The following is a 20,791-nucleotide window of genomic DNA, read 5'->3' on the forward strand; positions in this document are numbered from 1 at the left end:
GGCGGACACCATCATGCGCTTTTCCCATTTCTTCATCGACCGCCCGATCTTCGCGTCCGTCGTCTCGCTCATCATCCTGATCGTCGGCTCGATCGCCTACGTCGCCCTTCCCGTGGCGCAGTTCCCCGAAATCGTGCCACCCACCGTTTCGGTCAACGCCACCTATCCCGGCGCCAATGCCATAACGGTCGCCGATACTGTCGCCACCGTCCTCGAACAGGAGATCAACGGCGTCGAGGACATGATCTACATGTACTCGCAATCGACCGACGACGGCTCCCTGTCGCTCAGCGTCACTTTCGAAATCGGCACCGACATCGATAAAGCGCAGGTCCTGGTACAGAACCGCGTCTCCGCCGCCGAACCGCGTCTTCCCGAAGAGGTGCGCCGCAACGGTGTCACCGTCAACAAACGCTCGCCCGACCTTTTGCTCGTCGTGCACCTCATCTCGCCCGACAACACCTATGACTCGGTCTACATCTCCAACTACGCCCTGCTCAACATTCGCGACGAACTGGCACGCATCAAAGGCGTAGGCGACGTCACGCTGTTCGGGTCTCGCGAATATTCCATGCGCATCTGGCTCGACCCCGAGCGCATCGCCCTGCGCGGCATGACCGCTGACGAAGTGCTCGCCGCCCTGCGCGCCCAAAACGTCCAGGTTGCCGGCGGTGCCCTTGGACAGCCGCCGCAGCAGAACATGGGTGCCTTCCAGCTTTCGCTGCAGCTGAAGGGCCGCCTTTTACAGCCCACCGAGTTCGGGGACATCGTCCTCAAGACCGGCGCCGACGGCCGCGTCGTGCGCGTCAAGGATGTCGGCCGCGTCGAACTTGGTGCGCTGAGCTACACGACGTATGGCTACCAGGACGAATATCCCGCAACCGTCCTCATCGTTACGCAGCAGCCGGGCTCCAACGCCATCGACACCACCAACGCCATTAAGGCGGAGATGAAGCGCCTCTCAGAGCGCTTCCCCAAAGGGCTCGAGTACCGCATCGTCTACAATCCGACCGAGTTCATCGAGGAATCGATCTCGGAGCTGTACCTGACGATTGCCGAGGCCGTGGCGCTCGTCATCATCGTGGTGCTCATCTTCCTGCAGACCTGGCGCGCAACGATCATTCCTCTCGTCGCTATTCCGGTTTCGCTGATCGGCACCTTCGCCGTGATGCAGGGGCTCGGCTTCTCCATAAACATGCTGACCCTATTCGGCCTCGTCCTCGCGGTCGGCATCGTCGTCGATGACGCCATCGTCGTGGTCGAAAACGTAGAGCGCAAGCTGGCGGAGGGACTTTCGCCGCTCGAAGCCTCGCACGTCACCATGAACGAGGTCGGCGCGGCGCTCATTGCCATTGCTCTGGTGTTGACCGCGGTGTTCGTTCCGACGGCCTTCATCGGCGGCATCACCGGGCAGTTCTACCGCCAGTTCGCCGTCACCGTGGCGACCGCGACCATCATCTCCGCCTTCAACTCGCTCACCTTGAGCCCGGCGCTGTGCGCCATCCTGTTGAAGCCGCATGACGACCACGCCAAAGACAGCCTGCTAATGCGGCCCATCCACGCCGCCTTCCGCCTGTTCAACCGCGGCTTCGATCTGCTCGCCGCCGGCTATGCGGCCCTCATTCGCAAGCTCATCTCAATTTCAGCGCTCATGTTGGGGCTGTACGCGGCACTGATCGGCATCGCGGGATGGATGCTGTTCCACACACCCACCGGCTTCATCCCGAAGATGGACCGCGGCATCATCATCGTCTCGCTGCAGTTGCCTCAGGGCGCCTCGATAGCCCGGACCGACGAGGTCGTGCAACGCGCCAATGCTCTTGTCCTCGCAACACCCGGCGTTGCGCACACATCCAGCTACACTGGCCGCTCCGGCTCCACTGGCTCAAACTCCAGCAACGTCGGCACCATTTTCGCCATCGTCGAGGGCGCACGTGAACGCGCCAAGGAAGACCTGCCGATCGACAAGGTCGCCGACATGATCAGCGCCCGCCTCAACGGCATCGAGGAATCGAAGACCTCCGTCTTCATCCCGCCGCCGGTGCGCGGCATGGGTGGGCAGACTGGCTTTTCCATGCGTCTGCAGAACCGCGCCAACATGACCCCGACGCAGTTCCAGGACGTCGCCGACGATTTCATCGCCGCCGCCAACAAGCTGCCCGGCATCAAGAACGCCTTCACCACATTCTCCACCGGCACGCCGCAGCTCTACGTCGACGTCAACCGCGACAAGGCGCAGATGCTGAAGGTGCCCCTCAATGCCATCTTCGAGGCGCTCCGCGTCTATCTCGGCTCCGCTTATGTCAACGACTTCAACATGTTCGGGCGCACCTTCCGCGTCACCGCGCAGGCCGATTCGAAATTCCGCACTGATCCGCAGAACGTTTCTCGCATTCGCGTGCGCAACGAGATGGGCGAGATGGTTCCGCTTGGAAATCTCGTCACCTTCCGCAACATCGCCGGCCCCGACCGCGTCCCGCGCTACAATCTTTTCCCCACCATCGAGGTCAACGGCTCACTGCAGCCCGGAGTTTCGACCGGCGAAGGGATCGCCATGATGGTGGCGCTCGCAAAGCAGGAGCTGCCCGACGGCATCACCTACGAATGGACCGACCTCACGTATCAGGAAGTAAAGGCCGGCAGCTCGGGTTATTACATCTTCCTGCTGTCTGTCGTCTTCGTGTTCCTGACGCTGGCCGCCCAGTTCGAGAGCTGGTCGATGCCCATAGCCATCATTCTCATCGTGCCGATGTGCCTCTTGAGCGCGCTCTTCGGCGTCAAGCTGCACGGTCAGGACATCAACATCCTTACCCAGATCGGCTTCATCGTGCTGTTGGGACTGGCGGCGAAAAACGCCATTCTCATCGTCGAGTTCGCCCGGCAGCTCGAGGACCAGGGCCGCGACACCATCTCGGCCGCGGTCGAAGCCTGCAAGCTGCGCTTGCGCCCCATCCTGATGACCTCGCTCGCCTTCACGCTCGGCGTAGTGCCGCTCTACATCGCCACCGGCGCCGGCGCGGAAATGCGCATCGCCCTTGGCACCGGTGTATTCTGGGGCATGATCGGCGTCACATTCTTCGGGCTCATCTTCACGCCCGTATTCTACGTCGTCATCCGCCGCTTCTCGAAGCACAAGAAAGCCGCGCCCGCGGTCGCTCACGTCCCCGGCGAATAGATTCACCTCTGGCGCTGCGCCAGCCGCGCATAGAACCAGCGCTTCGCCACCTCGATGAACACCGCGTAGACAGCAACGATACCGAACCCGCCAAGCACCAAGTGAAACGGCAGGGGTACGAAGCCGAGATCGCCCGCAAACCACACGTACGGCAGCGCCAGCGCGATCACCGCAACAATCGCCGCCGTCATCGCCAGCAGCTGGCTCGGTCGGCTCTTCCAGGCCGGCAGATGCGTCCGCAGGATCAAAAGCGCCGAGAGCTGCGTCAGCAGCGACACGACGAACCATGTTGTATGGAATAGCGCTTCGCCCGCGTGATAGACGCTGAGAAGCAGCCAGAAGGTGACGAGGTCGAACAGCGTGCTCGACAGCCCGAACACCACCATGAAGCGCTGAACGCTGGCAATGTCCCATCGCTGCGCCCGCTCGACCGACTGCGCATCCACGTTGTCGCTGGCAATCGCGACCGCGGGAAAATCGGCAAGGAAGTTGTTGAGCAGTATTTGCTTCGCCAGCAACGGCAGGAACGGTACCAGCAACGTCCCCAGCGCCATGCTGATCATGTTGCCAAAGTTAGAGCTGACCGCGATAGCGACATACTTGAACGTATTGGCGAACGTGCGCCGCCCATCGACGATGCCGTCCTTCAGCACGTTGAGATCTTGCTGCAGCAGGATGATGTCTGCGCTTTCCCGCGCCACATCGACCGCCTGATCGACGGAAATGCCGACGTCCGCCACATGCATCGCCGGCGCATCGTTGATGCCGTCGCCCATGTAGCCCACCGAATGCCCGCGATGCTGCAGCGCGCGCACCACGCGCTCCTTCTGCTGCGGGTCGAGCTCGGCGAAAACGTCGGTCGTCTCCGCCAGATGCCATAGAGCCTCATCGCTCGCCTCATGCAGCTCCGCGCCTGTCAGCACGCGGGCGCCATCGAGCTTGATCGACTGGGCAACGTGCGCGGCAACGTGCCGGTTGTCGCCGGTAATGATTTTCACCGCTATGCCCAGCTGAGCCAGTTCGCCTAGCGTATCCTCGATGCCGTCCTTCAGCGGGTCGAAGAACAGCAAGAACCCCTCGAATGCCATGCCGCTCTCATCGCCGCGCGTATACTGCGCCTTCGCCGCCATTCGCCGGCTGGCGACGCCAAGCACGCGATACCCCTCAGCCCCGTGCGCCTCGTAGATCGCACGCAGCCGGGTAGTGGCCGCATCATCCAGCGGCTTCCCCACCCCCGCACCACCCAGCACCGAGCAGCATTCCAGCACGTTGTCGAACGCACCCTTCGTCACCATCAGGTGCTGTCCGTCGCCCGCCCCGTCGTCCACCACGATGGTCAGCCGCTTGCGCACGAAGTCGTAGGGAATCTCGTCGATCTTGCTCAAGCCATCGACGCTGACGCCCCGGCGCGTCGTCTCGCGCACAATCGCCTCGTCGAGCGGATTCTCGATGCCGGTCTCGAGGTTCGAGTTGATCGCCGCGTAGCGAAAAACCTGGTTCGCCGGATTCCCCGCTGCGTCGAGGCATCCCGACAGCTCCACCACCCCGCGCGTCAGCGTGCCGGTCTTGTCGGTGCACAGCACATCCATGCTGCCGAGGTTCTCGATCGCCTCCAGCCGCCGCACGATGACGCCGCGCTGACTCATCCGCCGCGCACCCGCTGACAACGTCACGCTGACGATGGCCGGCAGCAACTCCGGCGTCAGTCCGACCGCGAGTGCCACTGCAAACAGCAGCGACGATACCAGAGGGCGATCGAAATAGAGGTTCACCGCAATGACGAAGATGACGATCCCCATCATGATGCGCGTCAGCATGTAGCCGAAGCGGCGCACCCCGCGTTCAAAATCGGTCACCGGCTCCGCGCCGGCCAGCCGTTTGGCAATGTCTGAAAACTGCGTTTCGCTGCCCGTGCACGTCACCAGCACGCGCGCCGTACCGCTGCGCACCGATGACCCGAGGAACACCGTGTTGAAGCGTTCCGGCAACGTCGCCTCCGCCGCGCACGTGCCAACGGTCTTCTCGACTGGAAACGATTCTCCCGTGAGTGCCGCCTGCGAAACGAGAAAGTCACGCGCTTCCAGCACCACCCCGTCAGCGGGAACGAGATTTCCCGCCGACAGCACAAGCACATCGCCCGGGACGATCTTTTGTGCTTCGACGCTGCGCACCTCCCCGTCGCGCATCACCTTCACGCGCAAGGCGAGCCGGCTGCGCAATTGCTTCAGCGCCGCAGATGCACGGTACTCCTGGGCAAATCCCAACAGCGTCGAGCCGAGCACGATCGCCAGGATGATGCTGGCGTCGGTCCACTGACCCAGGGCCAGCGACACGCAGGCGCCGAAAATCAAGATAAGTACCAGCGGGCTCTGATACTGCCGCAACAGCAGCCTCAGAACACCCTTCTCGCGCTGCGCGACGATACTGTTCTCGCCAACCTTCTCTAACCGGCGCTCAGCCTCGTCCTGCGTAAGGCCATCCTTCGTCGAGGCGTACGCCACCAGAAGATCAGCCGCACTCGACGCCCAGTAAGATGGCGCGCGCGGAACAATATCCTGCGGTTGCATCGTCATTGGCCCACGCTGCCATCAAGCCGGCACGATATCCTCAAAGCAAGCGCGAAGCCCTTGTCATGGCTCAACGCCGCACGATCAACGACCCGACATCCATACGCTGCTGCCATCCGTGCCGCTCCAGCTCCGGATCAAGGTGCTCCTCCGCCGGCCACCCGAGACATAGGTATGCGACCAGCCGCCAAGTATCCGGAACGTCCATCGCCTGTGTGACGACGTCGGGCTCCAGGATCGACACCCACCCGACACCGAGTCCGCGCGCTCGCGCCGCAAGCCACAGCGTCTGAACCGCACCCACCACCGAGTAGCACAAGGTCTCCGGCATCGTGCGCGTGCCGAGCCGCGCGCCGACATCCGTCTCGACGTCGGCAAAAACCGCAAGGTGCACAGGCGCCACTTGCAGCCCTTCCAGCTTCAGCTTGGCATAAAGGCCGCGCCGTTCACCCGCATACGTCGCCAGCGCATCCGCGTTGGCACGCTCGAACGATGCCCGCACCGTCGCCCGCCGGTCGGCGTCTTCGACGAACACGAACCGCCACGGCTGACTGAGCCCGACGGAAGGTGCATGCGCCGCCAGCTCGATCAGCGACAGCACCAACGCGTCATCGACAGGATCGGGTTTGAAGCGCCGCACGTCACGGCGCCAATAGATGAGGTCTTCGAGCGCCCGCGCAAATGCCTCATCGAACTGCGGCGGCCGGCATTCAGATCGATCTGTCATGCTGCGCCATCGATAACGTGAAAGAACGTGCCCGTGACGCACCCGCGCCGCGAGCCGCGCTCGGCCACCGCGTTGCCGGCAGCATCATAGACGTCGGCTAGTGGCTCGTCCGCATTAGCAGTCACGCTGGAGAAGTGAAACTCGTGCCCCACCAGCTCTTGACCCGAATGCAGCACCCGCGCCCGCCTGTAGCCGAGATGCATGCGCGGCTGCGCGAACGAAGTCTCGACGCCGAGCAATCCCAGCATGGCATGGCGCTCACCCTGCTTGTCCTCGAGCGCTGTGCCAAGAACCATGTATCCACCGCACTCGCCATGGATCGGCACCCCGCGCTGCGCCACATGCTCCATCCCTGCCCGGAACCGGCCAGCTGCCGCAATCCGCCCGGCGTGCAATTCCGGATAGCCGCCTGGAAGCCAGACCGCATCGCAGTCGCCGTAGGGCGCTTCATCAGCGAGCGGTGAAAACGGAATGACCTCCGCGCCGGCCTGCCGCCAGCCTGCAAGGACATGCGTATAGACGAACGAGAAAGCCTCATCGCGCGCCAGGGCAATACGCTGCCCCGGCGGAGCGATGCCGCGAACACCCGCCGGCTCATCGAGCGCCAGCGGGACAGCGCATGCCATCAGCGCGTCGACGTCGATTCCCGCCTCGGCCATATTCGCCAGCGCATCGAGCCGCGCATCGAGCGCAGCAGTCTCGTCGGCCTGCACCAGCCCCAGGTGCCGCTCAGGCAGCGAGACGTCCGCCCGCCGCTCCATCGCCCCCAGAACCGTGAGGCCGAGACGCTGCATCGGCTCCGACACCAGCCGAGCATGGTTGCCGCTGCCCACGCGATTGAGAACGACTCCGGCAAACGCAATGTCTTTGCGGTAGCTTATTAGTCCCAGCGCCACCGCCGCCGCAGTCTCCGCCTGCGCACGAACGTCGAGCACCAGTACGACCGGCCAACCTGTCAACGCCGCAAGATCTGCCGTTGCGCCGCGCCCCGACACGCCATCGGCGCCAGCACCGTCGTAGAGCCCCATCACGCCCTCGCAGATGCAAATGTCCGCATCGCCCTGTGCGCGCACGAGTTGGGAAATCAACGCGCGTCTCATCGCCCAGGTATCGAGGTTGATGCTGGACCTGCCGGCAGCTACCGAATGAAATGCCGTGTCGATGTAGTCAGGGCCGCACTTGAACGGCTGTACGGCGACGCCCCGGCGCTTCAGCGCCCGCAGCAGGCCAAGCGTCAGCGTCGTCTTCCCCGCCCCCGAAGCGGGAGCCGCGATGATCAGACCGCGGGGGGCTACGCGCATGACCAATCCCTGTTTGGGGTACGACGCCGTGCGCTAAACCACGGACATTGCAACAAAATGTCTCTTTTCCCTTGCCGGGAGGGGACGCCGGTTTGATAAGAGCTGGCCACTTCCCCCGTCAACCGGATTTGCCATCCGCCCATCAGCGAGCCGCACAATGTCCGAGCTGCCGCGCCTCACACTCGTACTTGGAGGAGCCCGTTCCGGCAAAAGTCACTACGCCGAGGAACTCCTGATGCGCGCTCCTCCGTCGTGGACCTACGTCGCGACGGCCGAGGCCTTTGACGACGAAATGCGCGATCGCATCGCCCACCATCGCGCCCGCCGCGATGAGCGATGGCAGACGCTCGACGCCCCGCTGGCGCTCGCCGCGACGATCCCCACCCTCGAAAGGCCAAGCCTGATTGATTGCCTGACGCTCTGGCTCAGCAATACGATGCTGGCGGGACGCGATGTCGAAGCTGAAACCGGGGCACTGCTGGCCGCGCTCGCCGAGGCACCCGCTCCGCTAATCGCCGTTTCCAATGAGGTCGGCCTGGGGCTGGTGCCCGAGACCCCGCTCGGACGGGCCTTCCGCGACGCGCAAGGGCGCCTCAATCAGAAGGTAGCAGCGGCGGCCGACCGCGTTGTCTTCATGGCGGCCGGCCTGCCGCTAATCTTGAAGTAGACTCGCCTCAGGCGGCGCCTTCGACGGCGTTCGGAGCAACGAGGCCGACAGCGACCGCCAGGCGGTGCGCAACGAGCAGCGCCAGGAACGCCACGACCTCGACCGTGCCGACGTACAGCACGACGTCCGTGTTGAACGCGCCCTCGCCGCGGCTGAGGAACTGCGTCGCAACGTAGATCACCGCTTCATAAGCGGCGAACGCGATCGGCAGCGCTGCGAGCACGGCGATCAGCTTGTTCTGCGGAGCGATCATCGAGATGGCGGCACGCGCCGCGTAGTATGCGATCACAGCGCCGATGCCCATCGTCACGCCCCAGGCATAGGCCTGCGCCTCATGCGGATAGCCGAGCACCAGGAAGCCATACGCCTGGTTCGCCAGCCACACTGCGCCGATCAGCAGCAATCCGTCGTTGCGCTCCGTATCGAACGCCGCGAGGGCTGCCAGCGCCGCGAACGGCACCGCGCAGGCGAAAACGCCGGTCATCATCAGCGTCGCGGCCGTCAGCAGGCCAATCCACAACAGGCGGCGCCCGGCGCCGTTGGCGGAAGATTCCATTTCCCGATCCCCTATCCCAGAAAGTTCTCGTGGCGCGCGGCCAGCTTGGCCGGAAGCTATGCCATTCGAGCAGCGAAGAGAAGCAGCAAGATCGTCTCGGACACTTCGACGCCCGCCCCTAGGCAGTCGCCGGTCACCCCCCCCAGCCGATAGCGCCAGTAAAGCGCAATCCCCGGCAAAACCAGCACTGCACTGAGCAACACCGGCGCCAGCCATGCGCTCAGCAGCGCCAGCACCGCCGCCTGGACGGCCACCATCCGCGGATCGAGCTGCTTGGCAAACCTCTCGCCCGATCCGGGCGCCAATGGCGGCACCGCAAGGGCCCACACCGCCGGCCCCAGCCGCGCCCACGCGGCCATCAGCATCAGCGGAAGGACGGCCGGAATTGCGGCGATGCCGGCCAGAAGCACCAGCTTGAACATTAGCTGCATCGAGATCGCCATCACGCCGAAAGCACCCACGTGCGGATCGCGCAAAATCTCCAGGAATCGATCCGGTGAGCGATGCGAGGCGCCGAGCGCATCCGCCACGTCGCCGAGCCCATCGAGGTGCAGTCCGCCCGTGACCAGCACCCAGACTGTCAAAGCCAGCACCGCTCCGATCCACGGCGACGCCATCCCGCCGAGCCACAAGGCCCCGCCGACCAGCACCCCTACGATTGCGCCGACGAACGGAAACCAGATCGACGCGCGCGAAAGCTCCGCCGGATCGAAGACCGCGATCGGCGGTGCCGGCAGCCGCGTCAGGAACTGCAGCGCGTGAGAGAACGAGCGGATGTGTCCCGGGATGCTCATGGCTGTATGCTCATGGCTGCACGATTTCGATCACCTCGCCCCACAGCGCACCGCCATCATCCCGCCCGACCCGCAAAGTCAACCGCGTGCCGTAATCGATACGGAATGCCCATAGCGCCTCGAATGGCATCGCGCAGGCCACGGCAAGCGCGGCACGCATCGGACCAGCGTGTGAGCTCACGAGTACGCGCGAGTCTGCGCCGAAGGCCATCAGCCGGTCAATCGCCCGGATAACGCGCCTTTCCAGATCGCGCCAGCTCTCGCCCTCCGGCGCACCCGCAGCGTCCGCCGACGTGTAGATCGCCGCCAGCGCTGCCGCCGTCGCCTCGTCCGCATTGAGATCCGCCAGCGCACGGCCATCCCACGCGCCGAAATCGAGCTCACTCCAGTCGGCATCCGCACAAAACGGCACGCCACGCTCAGCCGCCACCGCTTCCGCGGCAAGGCGCGCCCGCTTCAACGGCGACGCTACGACGGCATCGAACGAACGCCTTTCGGTCTGGCGCTCGAACTGCACCCAGCCCGCATCTGCCAGCGCGGCATCGGTATGCCCCAGAAGATGGCCGGGCAGCACCGTCTCGCCGTGACGAAGAAAATCGATGAGCATCAGAGTTCACCCGGACCGGAAATCTGCGCTTCATCGAACGTCGCCATCCCCGAATGCAGCGCACAGGCGAGCCGCAACAACGGCAGCGCCACCGCCGCGCCCGAGCCTTCTCCAAGGCGCAGCTTTAGGTCGAGGATCGGCTCGGCTTCCAGCGCATCGAGCAGCAGCCGATGCCCTCGCTCCATCGACCGGTGCGAATAGATCAGCCAGGGCGCGCACGAGGGATTGATCCCCACCGCCGCCAATGCTGCCGCAGTCACGATGAAACCATCGACCAATACCGGAACACGCGCCTGCGCCGATGCGATCATCGCGCCAGCCAACGCCGCGATCTCGAAACCGCCGACCGCCAAAAGAGCCTGCATTGCATCGGCCCGCGCACTGTCTAGGCGATGCAGAGCCAGAGCCGCTTCGATGACACCAGCCTTGTGATTGACGCCTTCAGCGTCGAGGCCCGTTCCTGCCCCGACGATATCCGCGGCCCGCACGCCGAGAACAGCCGCCGCAACCGCCGCCGCGGAGGTCGTGTTGCCGATCCCCATTTCCCCGAGAATGAGGACATCGGCACCCGGTGCAATGGCGCGAGCGACAGCACGCTGCCCGGCAGCCAGCGCCGCATCCAGCTCGCCCTGCGTCATCGCCGGCTCTATAGCGAAATCGCGCGTCCCACGCCGCGTCTTGTCGGCAACGACGCCTTCCATCTCGCTCGGCGCCAGTGTGCCGACGTCGACCACATCGAGGCTCGCGTTAAGCTCGCGTGCCAGCACTGCGATTGCCGCGCCGCCATGCGCGAAATTGCGCAACATCTCTACAGTCACCGCGGACGGATAGGCCGATATACTTTGCGCTGTGACGCCATGGTCGCCGGCAAACAGCACGATGCGCGCAACGTCGGCACGCGGCTTGTCACGCCCTTGCATCGCCGCCAGGCGTATCGCCAATGTCTCGAGGATTCCCAGCGAACCCGGCGGCTTAGTCAAAACTTGCTGCCGCTTCTCCGCCGCGGCAAAGTGCGACGCCGAGGGCCTCGGGCACTCTACCCTGATCCACGCGCTGTCCGTGCCCAATTGCATCACTCCGTCTGTCACTCGGCCGGCAGAATGGTCACGCCGCAGCGTACGTCAAGTCGCGGGCGCCGGAGCCACCCGCGATCGGCATCAAATCTGTTCGGAAGTGAGATCAGGCGATTAGAGCAAGGTCGTTATCTAGAAAGTGGGGCACTTGGCAGCTGCGCATGGGTTTGGCGAAAAGGTACCCCTGCATCGTGCCACAACCCATGGCACGCAGCAGCGTCATCTGCGTGCGCGTCTCGACGCCTTCCACCGTCACTTTGATGCCAAGGCTCTGCCCCAGATGCGCGATCGTACGCACGATCGACATGTTGTCTGAGTTGGTCTCCATATCGCGCACGAAGGAGCGATCGACCTTCAATCGGTCTATGGGAAGCTTCTTCAGATGCGACAGGGAGGCGAACCCGGTTCCGAAGTCATCCAGCGCGATCTCGACGCCGATGTCATGCAGAGACTGGAGCGCGCTTGCAACGCCGCCTCCACTCCGCTCAAGGAAAACGCGCTCCGTAACCTCGATGCACAGCCGCTCGGGCCCGACACCTGCCTCGCGCAAGCGCGTGCGAACGTAATCCGAAAACTTACCGAGCGCGAAGTCCGCCGACGTCACATTCACAGCAATCCGGTCGAACTCGACGCCGCGATCGATCCAGCACGCAGCTTGCCTCACTGCCTGATCGACCACCCACTTGCCCACGTCCGCGGCCGATTTCGGATCATCGAATATGATCTCGAACTCAGCCGGCGTTAGAAGCCCTCGCTTCGGGTCGTTCCAGCGCAACAGCGCTTCGAAGCTGACCGGCCTGTGATTGTCGAGCGACAAAATTGGCTGATAGAAGAGCTCTAGCTCGCCGCCGTGTAGCGCACGCTGGATGTCGCGATGCAGCTGATACGCGCGCTCGAAGGAGGCACGCATCTCCGGAACGAAGAATTGAAACCTATCGCGCCCGAGATCCTTGGCGCGATAGAGCGCCAGATCGGCATTCTTGAGAAGCTCACCCGCTCCTGTCGCATCGCTGGGATAGAGGCTAATGCCCAAGCTTATGGTGCATTGGTGCTGTACGCCCGCAACGAGGATGGGCGGGCGCAGCGCGCCGAACATCGCATCGATTGCCCCGCTCAGCGCACCCGACGAGCCGCTCGTCTCGATGAGGACCGCGAACTCATCGCCACCGATGCGCGCAACGCGTCCATAGGGCGCCAACGCAGTCTGCAATCTTATGCCCACTTCTTTGAGCAGTTCGTCGCCCGCCGCGTGACCGAGAATGTCGTTCGTTTCCTTGAAGCGGTCGACATCAATCAGGCCGACCGCAAAGCGGATGCCTTCCTTGCGCGCCTTGTCGAGCATCGCTTCGAGCTGCTCGTGAAACTGCAACCGGTTGGGCAGGCGCGTCAGGCTGTCCTCTTTGGCAAGCTTCCACAGCTCGCGCTCTAGCAGCTTCCGCTCGGAAATCTCCTCGGTCAGCATCATCATGCCGCCGATGCTGTTGTCGGTGAGATGCCAGGGCCGGACTTCCCAGCGAATGACGTTCGTGGACCCGTCCGCCCGGTTGAATACTTCTTCGGGCGAGATCTCAGTCGCACCGGCGAGGATCCGCTTGTGCTTCGCTTTCCAGTGATCGGGAACTTCGGGAAACACGTCGTAATGACTGCGCCCGATGAGTGACTGGTCCTGCAGGTTATAGTCGTGCAGCCACCTATCCGTGTGGGCAATGTAGTGCATATCCGTATCGAACATCGCTACGGCCGCGGGTGCGTGCTTGATGAACGCCTGCAGGGTAGAATTGACGCGCTTCAACTCGCTTTCAACGCGCCTACGATCCGTCACGTCGAGGTACGCGTTAAGATGCCCGCCGCCTTCGACTGGCACACAGCGGATTTCCAGTGTCCGCCCCGTCTGCTCGTTGCGCTCCGTCGTGAGGGGAACCGGGCTCAACAGCGTGCGCATTCGCTGCGCCACGGCCTCCTCGACAGGCAGCGGTCCATAGTCCCCGCGTTCGGCGCGAAAGCGAACGAGATCTTCCAGTTTGACCGGCGGGTTCGCAAACAGCTCCTCGGGAATATCCAGCAGTGTGCGATAGAGTTTGTTCGTGGCGACCACCACGAAGTCGCGGTCGATCAGCGCCAAGCCGCCGGGAAAGTATTCGATCATCGCGTGCAGCGTTCCCGCCTGCTCGCGAATGCTTGTTATATCCGTGCTGATCGTGATGAACTGCTCGATCTTTCCCTCGCCATTGAAGCGTGGGATCACGATCGACTCGAACCAGTATTCCTTGCCCGATTTGCCGCGGTCGCGCAGTTGTCCGCGCCACGTCCTGCCTGCCTGCACCGCCGCCCACATAGTCTCGAGGCTGCCGTCGGCCCAGCCGCAACTCAATAGCTCGTAGTGCTGCCCGAGAAGTTCGGCCTCGGTGTACCCCATGACCTCGCAAAAACGGTCGTTGACCTCGAGCAGCTTTCCCTCGACATCGGTCACCGTGATGCAGAAGTGCTCTTCCAGCGCTTGCTGATATCCCGCGCGCCGGTCCGTAAGTGGAACTCTGTTGGGGCTCGCAGACGACGAGGGAGCATTGCCGGCAAGTGAGCTGTCCACCTGCGGCAGTCCTTTATCTTTTGTTTGGCGCAGGAATGAGCGCCACTCCCCCACGTATTTCGATAGCACACCGACGCTCCAGGTCTGCTGGTGCGCCAATTAGACCCGCCAATGCTTAACTCATTGTTGTTTCTATGCGGGCGAGGCCCGTGAAAAGGGCTCATTCCGAGCAGAAAGGGCCGACCTGGATCGACCCTGGCTGAGTTGCGCTAGCACCAGTCGACACCGCATGGCCGCGCCCGGCCCCTTTACGCCACGTTCAGCGCCCGTCCGACTTCGGCAATCGTCGCCTTTTCCGAATCCGTCACTTTGGTGCCGCCAAAACCCAGCACCCCACCTTCCGATGCGGATTCGGCCACCTGATCGGCCACATACTTGAGCCAGCTTTTGAATGCCGCTGCGTCGGCCGGCGCCTTGGCGTCCAGCACCTTCCCAGCCTGACCCAGTTTGGTGATCACCATCATCTTGATTTCCGCTGGCGACTTTCCCTTCAAGCCCTCGGTAATCTCGTCGCGAGCCGCCGTTCGCCCCTCCGATGTTTCCATGTCCGCCAGCAACGACTTCATCAGCGGGCTGGCGTTCTCCGCCTTGCCCGCCGTGACCACCGCGTTTGCACTGGCCATGCTCTCCTTCAACATCCCCCAGATACCGCTTGGCTCCGCCATGGTGACCGCCAAGCCCGCCAGCATGGGGCTGGAGAGAACAAGCTTCCATTCTTCAGGGGTGAAATTCGATTTGTCCGCCATGGTGTCCTCACGATGCTGAACAACGCAAGATCGCTCGCGCCGATGCGAACGTCCGCCCGCCAAGCCTTGCGCGGCAGTTGGGGCAACGCGGTGTAAAGCCCGAAGCGACTCCAGAAATGAAACGCCCGCACGACAAATCGCAGCAACTTTTACGCTCGGCTAATGAAAGCGAGTGAGGGTTTCCGGGCCCCGGCCGCCATGAGCGCTGATCGCGGCGCAACTGCCCCGGTGAGCCATGCGCGTTTCTTCGTTCCGGATGTGCAATTGTCTGGCAGTGCCTAGGTTGACCAACGGCAAGGCATAGCTCTCGGATCGCCACAGCGGCGCAAAGCTATCCATCCCACACTCGTTGGACCAACAATCAACACATAATTGCAATCCAGGGTTGCATGCCGCTCCGCTTCGGCGATACTGGATTGCGCCAACAGCAATTTGCGCGGTTTGGGGATCAGCCGATCGACCGGTTCTTCCGCCAACTTGCGAGGAACTCAATTGGAAGCCGTGCATAAGTCTCAGACAGCGACCTGGCGGCCCCCAGTCAATGTCCTCTATGTTCATGAGGGATTCGCGAACCCCGGGGACGGCTACGTCTACGTGGGAGCCCGCCACTGCATCACGAATAGCATGGCGGTCGCGGCTGAAGCCTCGCTAAGCTTGTCGCGGAGGCCAACAGACCAGTCGCTCCGCGAGTACGGAACGATCGATGTCATTGTCGTCGCCGGTGCGCCCTGGTTTTGGGACCAGGCCGCAAGCTCCGAAAAACTGCGTTGGCTCGCTGAGATCGTCGACAGATACCCTCGCGCAATTAAGATCGCGCTTGGAGCCGGATCCTGCTTGCTGCCCAGCTTGAAGCAAATGGCGACAGATGAAAAGTTTGTCGCCGGTTGCGTGTCCAAGGTTTTCAGTCAGTTCGATCTAGTTATCGTGAGGGACAGCGTCGCACACGAACTCCTGCGCCGGCGAGGCATCGACGCCCTGCATATGCCCGATCCTACGTTCTTCGTTCCTGCTGCCCTGACGCCTAGCCGCAGCACAGCTGGCTATCGTCCGCTAGATCCCAACCGCGAGCGCAAACGCGGAATGGTTGTCGCGACGCCTCCAACCACGCACTTTCTTCGCAAATACTTCGCGAAAGGCACTCTCGAAGAATGGGATGGGCTGGTGCAATCAAAGGTCCGCGATGGCTACGATCTGTTCCTTTGGGCGGACGACGACGACGCCGACTATCAGCCTTATCGCAGCATCGAAAAGAAGGGGCGACTTGGAATTGCAAACTTCCGCCAGTTGGCGGAGGTTCTCCAACTGTACAGTCACGTGGTGACGAACCGAGTTCATGCCGCCGCCCTGGCCCAAGCCTTCGGCGTCCCCTCGCTTTTATTTGGCTATGACAGCCGGTGCCTTACTGCGCAATCGGTGGGTAGCACCGTCGTCGGACCGGCCTCAATCTTCGATGTGGGCACGACATTCCCACTCGAACAGCGGGCGCAGCTTTTTGCGCAGATCACCAGCCGCATCAGAGACGCTATGGCCCCGACTACCCTTCGCGCACCCTTTGAGGCCGCCTCTCAGCAAGCAGCGAATTGAGGCTCGCACGCCCATTGCGGCCGCACAACGCTAGGCAGCGGCACCCCACTGCGCCATCACGGCGAGGTAAGCCGCGTAGACGCCGAGCAGCAGCACGCCGCGCCACCGCCCGATCACCCCGGAGGCAAACGGGAAGGTCAGAGCCACGGCCGCGGTGCCAAGCACGAGCGCCGGCGCAACCTCCATCAGCCCGATGTGAATTGGCGTGATGCTGGCTGCTGTTCCGACGATCAGTAAGCCGTTGAAGATGTTGCTGCCGAGGATGGTGCCGACGCCGACTTCCTCATGCCCGCGCACGCCCGAGATGATCGCCGTCGCCAATTCCGGAACCGACGTGCCCAAGGCAACGATGGTCGCACCGATGATGAATGGCTCGATACCGTACGAAGCGGCGATGCTGCTCGCGCCCGAGACGATCAGCTTGCCAGCCGCAATCAAGAAGGCAAGCCCGATGACGCTCTCTATGACAGCTCGCGCCGGCTTGTGCTCACCCAACACCTCGACCGCCGCGCTCCGCTGACGCCGCGCCTCGCCGATCACCGCAAACAGCCAGCCCGCAAACAGGCCGATCAGAACGAATCCGTCGATGCGCGAAAGGCTGCCATCGAACAGCAGCACCGCCACGATGACCGACACGAGCAACGCAACCGGAAAATCTCGCCGGATGATGTCGCGCGGCACCTTCACTGGCACGATCAGAACCGCCAGCGCGAGGATCAGCGCCACGTTGACGACATTGCTGCCGAGCGCATCGCCGAGCGCGATCTCTGGTGTACCTTGCAGCGACGACGTAATCGAAACAGTGAGTTCGGGGCTGGAGGTGGCAAACGCCGCAACCGTCGCCGCGATGATGCCGGGAGAAATACGCAGCGCGCCCGCTATACCGACCGTGCCGCGCACGAACAGCTCACCGCCTATTCCCGCGCAGACCACCCCCGCCAAAAGAGTCAGATATTCGGTCACGGCTCCCCCGCTTGCCTCTGCTGCAGCACTCCTCCTAATTGCAGGTCCGCCAGCCGACATTCAAGGTCGTTCAGCAGCCGGAGCGAGCAACAGTGAGGCCCAACGAGGGCAAAGCCGCTCCGACTGTCGATTGCAGCAGAGCGTGAGATGCGCTGAGGCAAGCCTAATAGTTACGCGCAGCAGCCAGCTTGAAGATTCTAAGCGCCTCTTCCTTAAGCTGGTCGGGATCGCGGCTATCTTCCCTGGCGACGAGCAGCACGGCATGAGCCAGCCGCTCCCGCGCATCCAGCGGATCATCGGTAAACTCGGCCGCCACACTGGCCCACGCCTCGTCGAAAGCTTGAAAGATGACGGTTAGGGTTTCGGAGGCGAAGGAGCTGCCTTCGACCAGCCTGCGTACGTTCATTCCGATGCGCACTCCCATATTGTCTCCAAGGACATAATGGGCGGCGCGCTTCGCGTCGGTAATCTGGATTACCCTGGGTACGTTTTTGGCAATCGGGCCGCGGTGCGGGCCCGGTTGAGCTGGTAGCACTCGCACGAAACCGTCATCAAACCTTCGCGATCCTTGATCTCAATCCCGCCCCGCCGGACCTGGATGTGACCCGCCCGCTGTAAAATCCGCAGGGCTTTGGTAGCGGTCGGCCTGTGCACTGACAGCATCTCCGCGATCAAATCCTGAGTGATCCCAAGCTCGTTTCCATCCTGTCGGTCGAGCATCATCAGCAGCCATCGCGCCAGCCGCTGTTTCACCGAATGCGCGGTATTGCATGCGCCCGACAGCATCACCTGATCGAGCAGCACTTGCAGGTAGAGGTTCATCAGCTTGCGAAACGTTGGGAACTTGACCAGCGCCGCGTCGAACTTCTTGCGCGTCATCCTGACGGCGTTGCCCTCGATTTGCGTCAGCAGACGCACCGTCGAAACGCGCGCACCCAGTATCTCTTGAAAGCCGGTCATGCCTTCACGGCCGACCGTTGCCATCTCGCAGGTCGCGCCGTCCGAATAGACCCCGAGCACCGAGATCACGCCACGATTGGGAAAATAGATCCGCTCCAGCGTGTCCTCGTCATCGACAAGAACCTCCCGGTACCGCGTCTCGACCGTTTCCAGGTCGAGCCGCAAGTCATCGTATTCTCGTCGGGGGAGGGCCAGCAGCAGCCGGTTGTGCGGTTCGCGCGTCGATCTCATGCATCTGCTTTGTATGTCCGCCTACGGCCAGCGGCGACGATGTCGCCGGTCCTGCAATTCCAGAACCGCAACCGCGCCGCCGCTGGCCGGGAGACTAAACCCGCATCCCGGCGTGCAGGTTCCCGGTCATATTCGCCCCAAGAGGCGGAATGCAGCCTTTGCACACCTAACTGGGTGTCTCCCCGAAACCGAACTTTCATACTCGCAGGCGCAGTGTCGCCCCAACAAAACCAATTCCAGGCGAGAAAAGCCCATGTGCCGTTTCTGCGTAGGCACCCTCTTCACCCACAAGAGCCTTTACACCGGTTGGCCTAAAGCGCACCCGAACGGCGCCGCAGGCACCGGTCTGCTTCAAGCCTCTCCCTCGCGCCGCAACTTCATGGCGCTCGCCGGAGCCGCCGCCAGCGCGACGGGTCTCGCCATCCATCCCCGCGACGCGCGCGCGCAAGCACAAGCCGGCGCCGACTTCATCTTCCGTGGTGGGACGATCATACCAGTCGCGTCGACTGGCCGGCAGCGCGTCGAGGCATTGGCCGTCCGCGGCAGCAAGATTCTCGCGTTAGGCTCTGAGGCGGATATCGCCGGCCTCAAGACCAGCGCCACGAAGATCATCGATCTCGACGGCCGCACGCTTCTTCCCGGGTTCATCGACCCGCACCAGCACACCTGCTTCGTCGCGCTGTTCGCAGAGCTGCTCGCCGACGTCGGTTACGTGAAGTATCCGACGCGCGCCGATCTGATGGCTGGCCTCAAGGCACTCGACGCCAAGCTGAAACCCGGCGAATGGCTCCTCGCCTACGACTTCGACAATCTGCTTCAGGGCGGCGACCTGTCGATGGCCGAACTCGACGGCATCTCCAAGGACCGGCCGATCTTCGTCTGGTACATCAACATGCACGACGGCGCCGCCAACTCGGCCGCGTTCAAGATCGCGCAGATTCCGGACGACGTCGGCGTGCTGCCCGGCGGCGGACACTTCGGCCGCGGCCCCGACGGCAAATTCAATGGCCTCGTCTACGAAGAGAGCGCCATGCTGAAGTTCGTCACGCACGCCATGCCGAAGATCACCCCGGCGATCTTCGAAAAAGCGCTCACCGACTACTTCAAAATGAGCGCAGCGCTCGGCAACACCACCACGCACGAGCCCGGCACCATCCAGCCCGACTGGATCGAAGGCCTCGTCAAGCTCACCGCTTCCGGCACCGGCCGGCTCAGCGCCAGCCTGCAATACGATGAGATGAAAGGCGCCGACCCCTACAAGCAGTACGGCCGCGGCGCCAAGGCCGCGCTATTCCCGAACTCGCGCTTCTCGCTGTTCGGCATCAAGATCATCGGCGACGGCTCCAACCAGACCGAGACCGGCGCGCAGACTCTTCCCTATCTCAACACCGACCAGAAGGGCGCGCCGAACTATCCGCCCGAGAAGCTGAAGGAGATGGTCGCGGCCATCAAGGCAGAAGGCTGGCCCGTGCAGATCCACTGCAACGGCGACGCCACCATCGACTATGCCCTCGACGCCATCGAAGCGGCCTACGGCGCCAATCCGCCCACCGGCCTCAACCGCATCGAGCACTCGACCATGGCGCGGCCCGATCAGTTGAAGCGCATGAAGGCGCTCGGCGTCGAGCCGACGTTCCTGATGAATCACGTGTTCTTCTACGGCGCCGCCTATCGTGATCAGCTCTTCGGGCCCGAGCGCGCCGCCTTCATGGATCCGGCCGGCGCCTGCGTCGCCGATGGGCTGCCGTTCACACTGCACACCGATGGCCCATGCTCTCCGCTCGGGCCCCTGCGTCTCGTGCAGACGGCCGTCACCCGCCGCTGCATCGTCGACAACTCCGTCGTCGGCCCCGACCAGGCCATCTCAGTTGAGGACGCGATCAAGGCCATCACCTCGCAGGCCGCCATCCAGATCGGCCAGGGCGATCGCATCGGCACCTTGGAAGCGGGAAAGGAAGCTGATCTGGTTCTGCTCGAGCAGGACCCGTTCAAAGTCGCACCCGACGCGATCATGGACATCAAGGTCTCTCAGACCTGGGTCGCCGGCGAAAAAATCTTCGGGTGAGGCGGGCTCAGCACCCGGCTGACCGGACCGCATTTGTGGTCCGCGCGACTACCATTTAATTGCGCCAATGTGGTCAGTTAAGACTCTAGCCCTTGACGCCGCATTCTTGTAGCTGTCCCTCAGGCATTGCTCCACTCTAATGCGCGCTTCTCCGGTAATGTCGGGATCGAATGTGAGCTTAAAATAGA

Annotated in this window: 16 protein-coding genes; 4 read left to right on the plus strand and 12 right to left on the minus strand. The window is 63.1% G+C overall.

The window, feature by feature from the left end:
* Window positions 1–13 precede the first annotated feature (13 nt).
* Window positions 14–3,175, plus strand: coding sequence for an efflux RND transporter permease subunit (locus tag NDB2M4_RS08430; protein WP_072373029.1), 3,162 nt, complete (start codon window positions 14–16; stop codon window positions 3,173–3,175).
* 2 nt (window positions 3,176–3,177) lie between these two features.
* On the opposite strand, the gene mgtA is transcribed toward NDB2M4_RS08430, so the two are convergent.
* The 3 genes from mgtA to NDB2M4_RS08445 form a co-directional block, all read right to left on the minus strand.
* Window positions 3,178–5,748: a magnesium-translocating P-type ATPase gene (gene mgtA, locus NDB2M4_RS08435; protein ID WP_210186521.1), complete on the minus strand. Its 2,571-nt coding sequence runs from the start codon at window positions 5,746–5,748 to the stop codon at window positions 3,178–3,180.
* A 64-nt stretch (window positions 5,749–5,812) separates the two neighbouring features.
* Window positions 5,813–6,469 (minus strand): 5,6-dimethylbenzimidazole synthase, encoded by a 657-nt coding sequence (bluB, locus tag NDB2M4_RS08440; RefSeq protein ID WP_072373031.1) that lies wholly within the window; start codon window positions 6,467–6,469, stop codon window positions 5,813–5,815.
* On the minus strand, window positions 6,466–7,770 hold the full coding sequence (locus NDB2M4_RS08445) for a cobyrinate a,c-diamide synthase (RefSeq protein ID WP_072373034.1): 1,305 nt from the start codon (window positions 7,768–7,770) through the stop codon (window positions 6,466–6,468). The genes bluB and NDB2M4_RS08445 overlap by 4 nt, the downstream gene beginning before the upstream one ends.
* A 157-nt stretch (window positions 7,771–7,927) precedes the next feature.
* Here NDB2M4_RS08445 and cobU point away from each other — a divergent pair, with 157 nt between their 5' ends.
* Window positions 7,928–8,437, plus strand: coding sequence for a bifunctional adenosylcobinamide kinase/adenosylcobinamide-phosphate guanylyltransferase (cobU, locus tag NDB2M4_RS08450; RefSeq protein WP_072373037.1), 510 nt, complete (start codon window positions 7,928–7,930; stop codon window positions 8,435–8,437).
* Window positions 8,438–8,444: 7 nt separating this feature from the next.
* On the opposite strand, the gene NDB2M4_RS08455 is transcribed toward cobU, so the two are convergent.
* The 6 genes from NDB2M4_RS08455 to NDB2M4_RS08480 form a co-directional block, all read right to left on the minus strand.
* Entirely contained in the window at window positions 8,445–8,993 is a 549-nt protein-coding gene (locus NDB2M4_RS08455; protein WP_072373040.1) for a hypothetical protein, read from the minus strand.
* 56 nt (window positions 8,994–9,049) lie between these two features.
* Window positions 9,050–9,787, minus strand: a complete 738-nt coding sequence (cobS, locus tag NDB2M4_RS08460) for an adenosylcobinamide-GDP ribazoletransferase (protein ID WP_072373043.1) — start codon at window positions 9,785–9,787, stop codon at window positions 9,050–9,052.
* A 10-nt stretch (window positions 9,788–9,797) separates the two neighbouring features.
* Complete coding sequence (locus NDB2M4_RS08465; protein WP_072373046.1) at window positions 9,798–10,394, minus strand: histidine phosphatase family protein; 597 nt, start codon at window positions 10,392–10,394, stop codon at window positions 9,798–9,800.
* On the minus strand, window positions 10,394–11,467 hold the full coding sequence (gene cobT / locus NDB2M4_RS08470) for a nicotinate-nucleotide--dimethylbenzimidazole phosphoribosyltransferase (RefSeq protein ID WP_072373049.1): 1,074 nt from the start codon (window positions 11,465–11,467) through the stop codon (window positions 10,394–10,396). Before cobT ends, NDB2M4_RS08465 begins: the two co-directional genes overlap by 1 nt.
* A 106-nt stretch (window positions 11,468–11,573) precedes the next feature.
* Window positions 11,574–14,123: a sensor domain-containing protein gene (locus NDB2M4_RS08475; RefSeq protein WP_171988056.1), complete on the minus strand. Its 2,550-nt coding sequence runs from the start codon at window positions 14,121–14,123 to the stop codon at window positions 11,574–11,576.
* Window positions 14,124–14,302: 179 nt separating this feature from the next.
* Window positions 14,303–14,800, minus strand: a complete 498-nt coding sequence (locus NDB2M4_RS08480) for a hypothetical protein (RefSeq protein WP_072373054.1) — start codon at window positions 14,798–14,800, stop codon at window positions 14,303–14,305.
* A gap of 624 nt (window positions 14,801–15,424) precedes the next feature.
* Between NDB2M4_RS08480 and NDB2M4_RS08485 the strand changes: the two genes are divergently transcribed.
* Window positions 15,425–16,384 carry a polysaccharide pyruvyl transferase family protein gene (locus tag NDB2M4_RS08485; protein WP_139247149.1) on the plus strand — a complete coding sequence of 320 codons (960 nt, stop codon included), beginning with the start codon at window positions 15,425–15,427 and terminating at the stop codon, window positions 16,382–16,384.
* A 30-nt stretch (window positions 16,385–16,414) separates the two neighbouring features.
* Here the strand turns inward: NDB2M4_RS08485 and NDB2M4_RS08490 are convergent, their stop codons facing one another.
* The 3 genes from NDB2M4_RS08490 to NDB2M4_RS08500 all read right to left on the minus strand — a co-directional run bounded on the left by NDB2M4_RS08490 (window position 16,415) and on the right by NDB2M4_RS08500 (window position 18,538).
* Window positions 16,415–17,347, minus strand: a complete 933-nt coding sequence (locus tag NDB2M4_RS08490; protein WP_072373060.1) for a calcium/sodium antiporter — start codon at window positions 17,345–17,347, stop codon at window positions 16,415–16,417.
* Window positions 17,348–17,510: 163 nt separating this feature from the next.
* Window positions 17,511–17,771 (minus strand): hypothetical protein, encoded by a 261-nt coding sequence (locus tag NDB2M4_RS08495; protein ID WP_072373063.1) that lies wholly within the window; start codon window positions 17,769–17,771, stop codon window positions 17,511–17,513.
* A gap of 50 nt (window positions 17,772–17,821) precedes the next feature.
* A complete protein-coding gene (locus NDB2M4_RS08500; protein ID WP_072373066.1) occupies window positions 17,822–18,538 on the minus strand; it encodes a Crp/Fnr family transcriptional regulator in 717 nt (238 codons plus the stop codon).
* A 253-nt stretch (window positions 18,539–18,791) separates the two neighbouring features.
* Between NDB2M4_RS08500 and NDB2M4_RS08505 the strand changes: the two genes are divergently transcribed.
* Complete coding sequence (locus NDB2M4_RS08505) at window positions 18,792–20,603, plus strand: amidohydrolase (RefSeq protein WP_072373069.1); 1,812 nt, start codon at window positions 18,792–18,794, stop codon at window positions 20,601–20,603.
* Window positions 20,604–20,791: the final 188 nt, after the last annotated feature.

Source organism: Hyphomicrobium sp. NDB2Meth4, from assembly GCF_900117445.1.
In the GTDB taxonomy this organism is placed as follows: domain Bacteria; phylum Pseudomonadota; class Alphaproteobacteria; order Rhizobiales; family Hyphomicrobiaceae; genus Hyphomicrobium_A.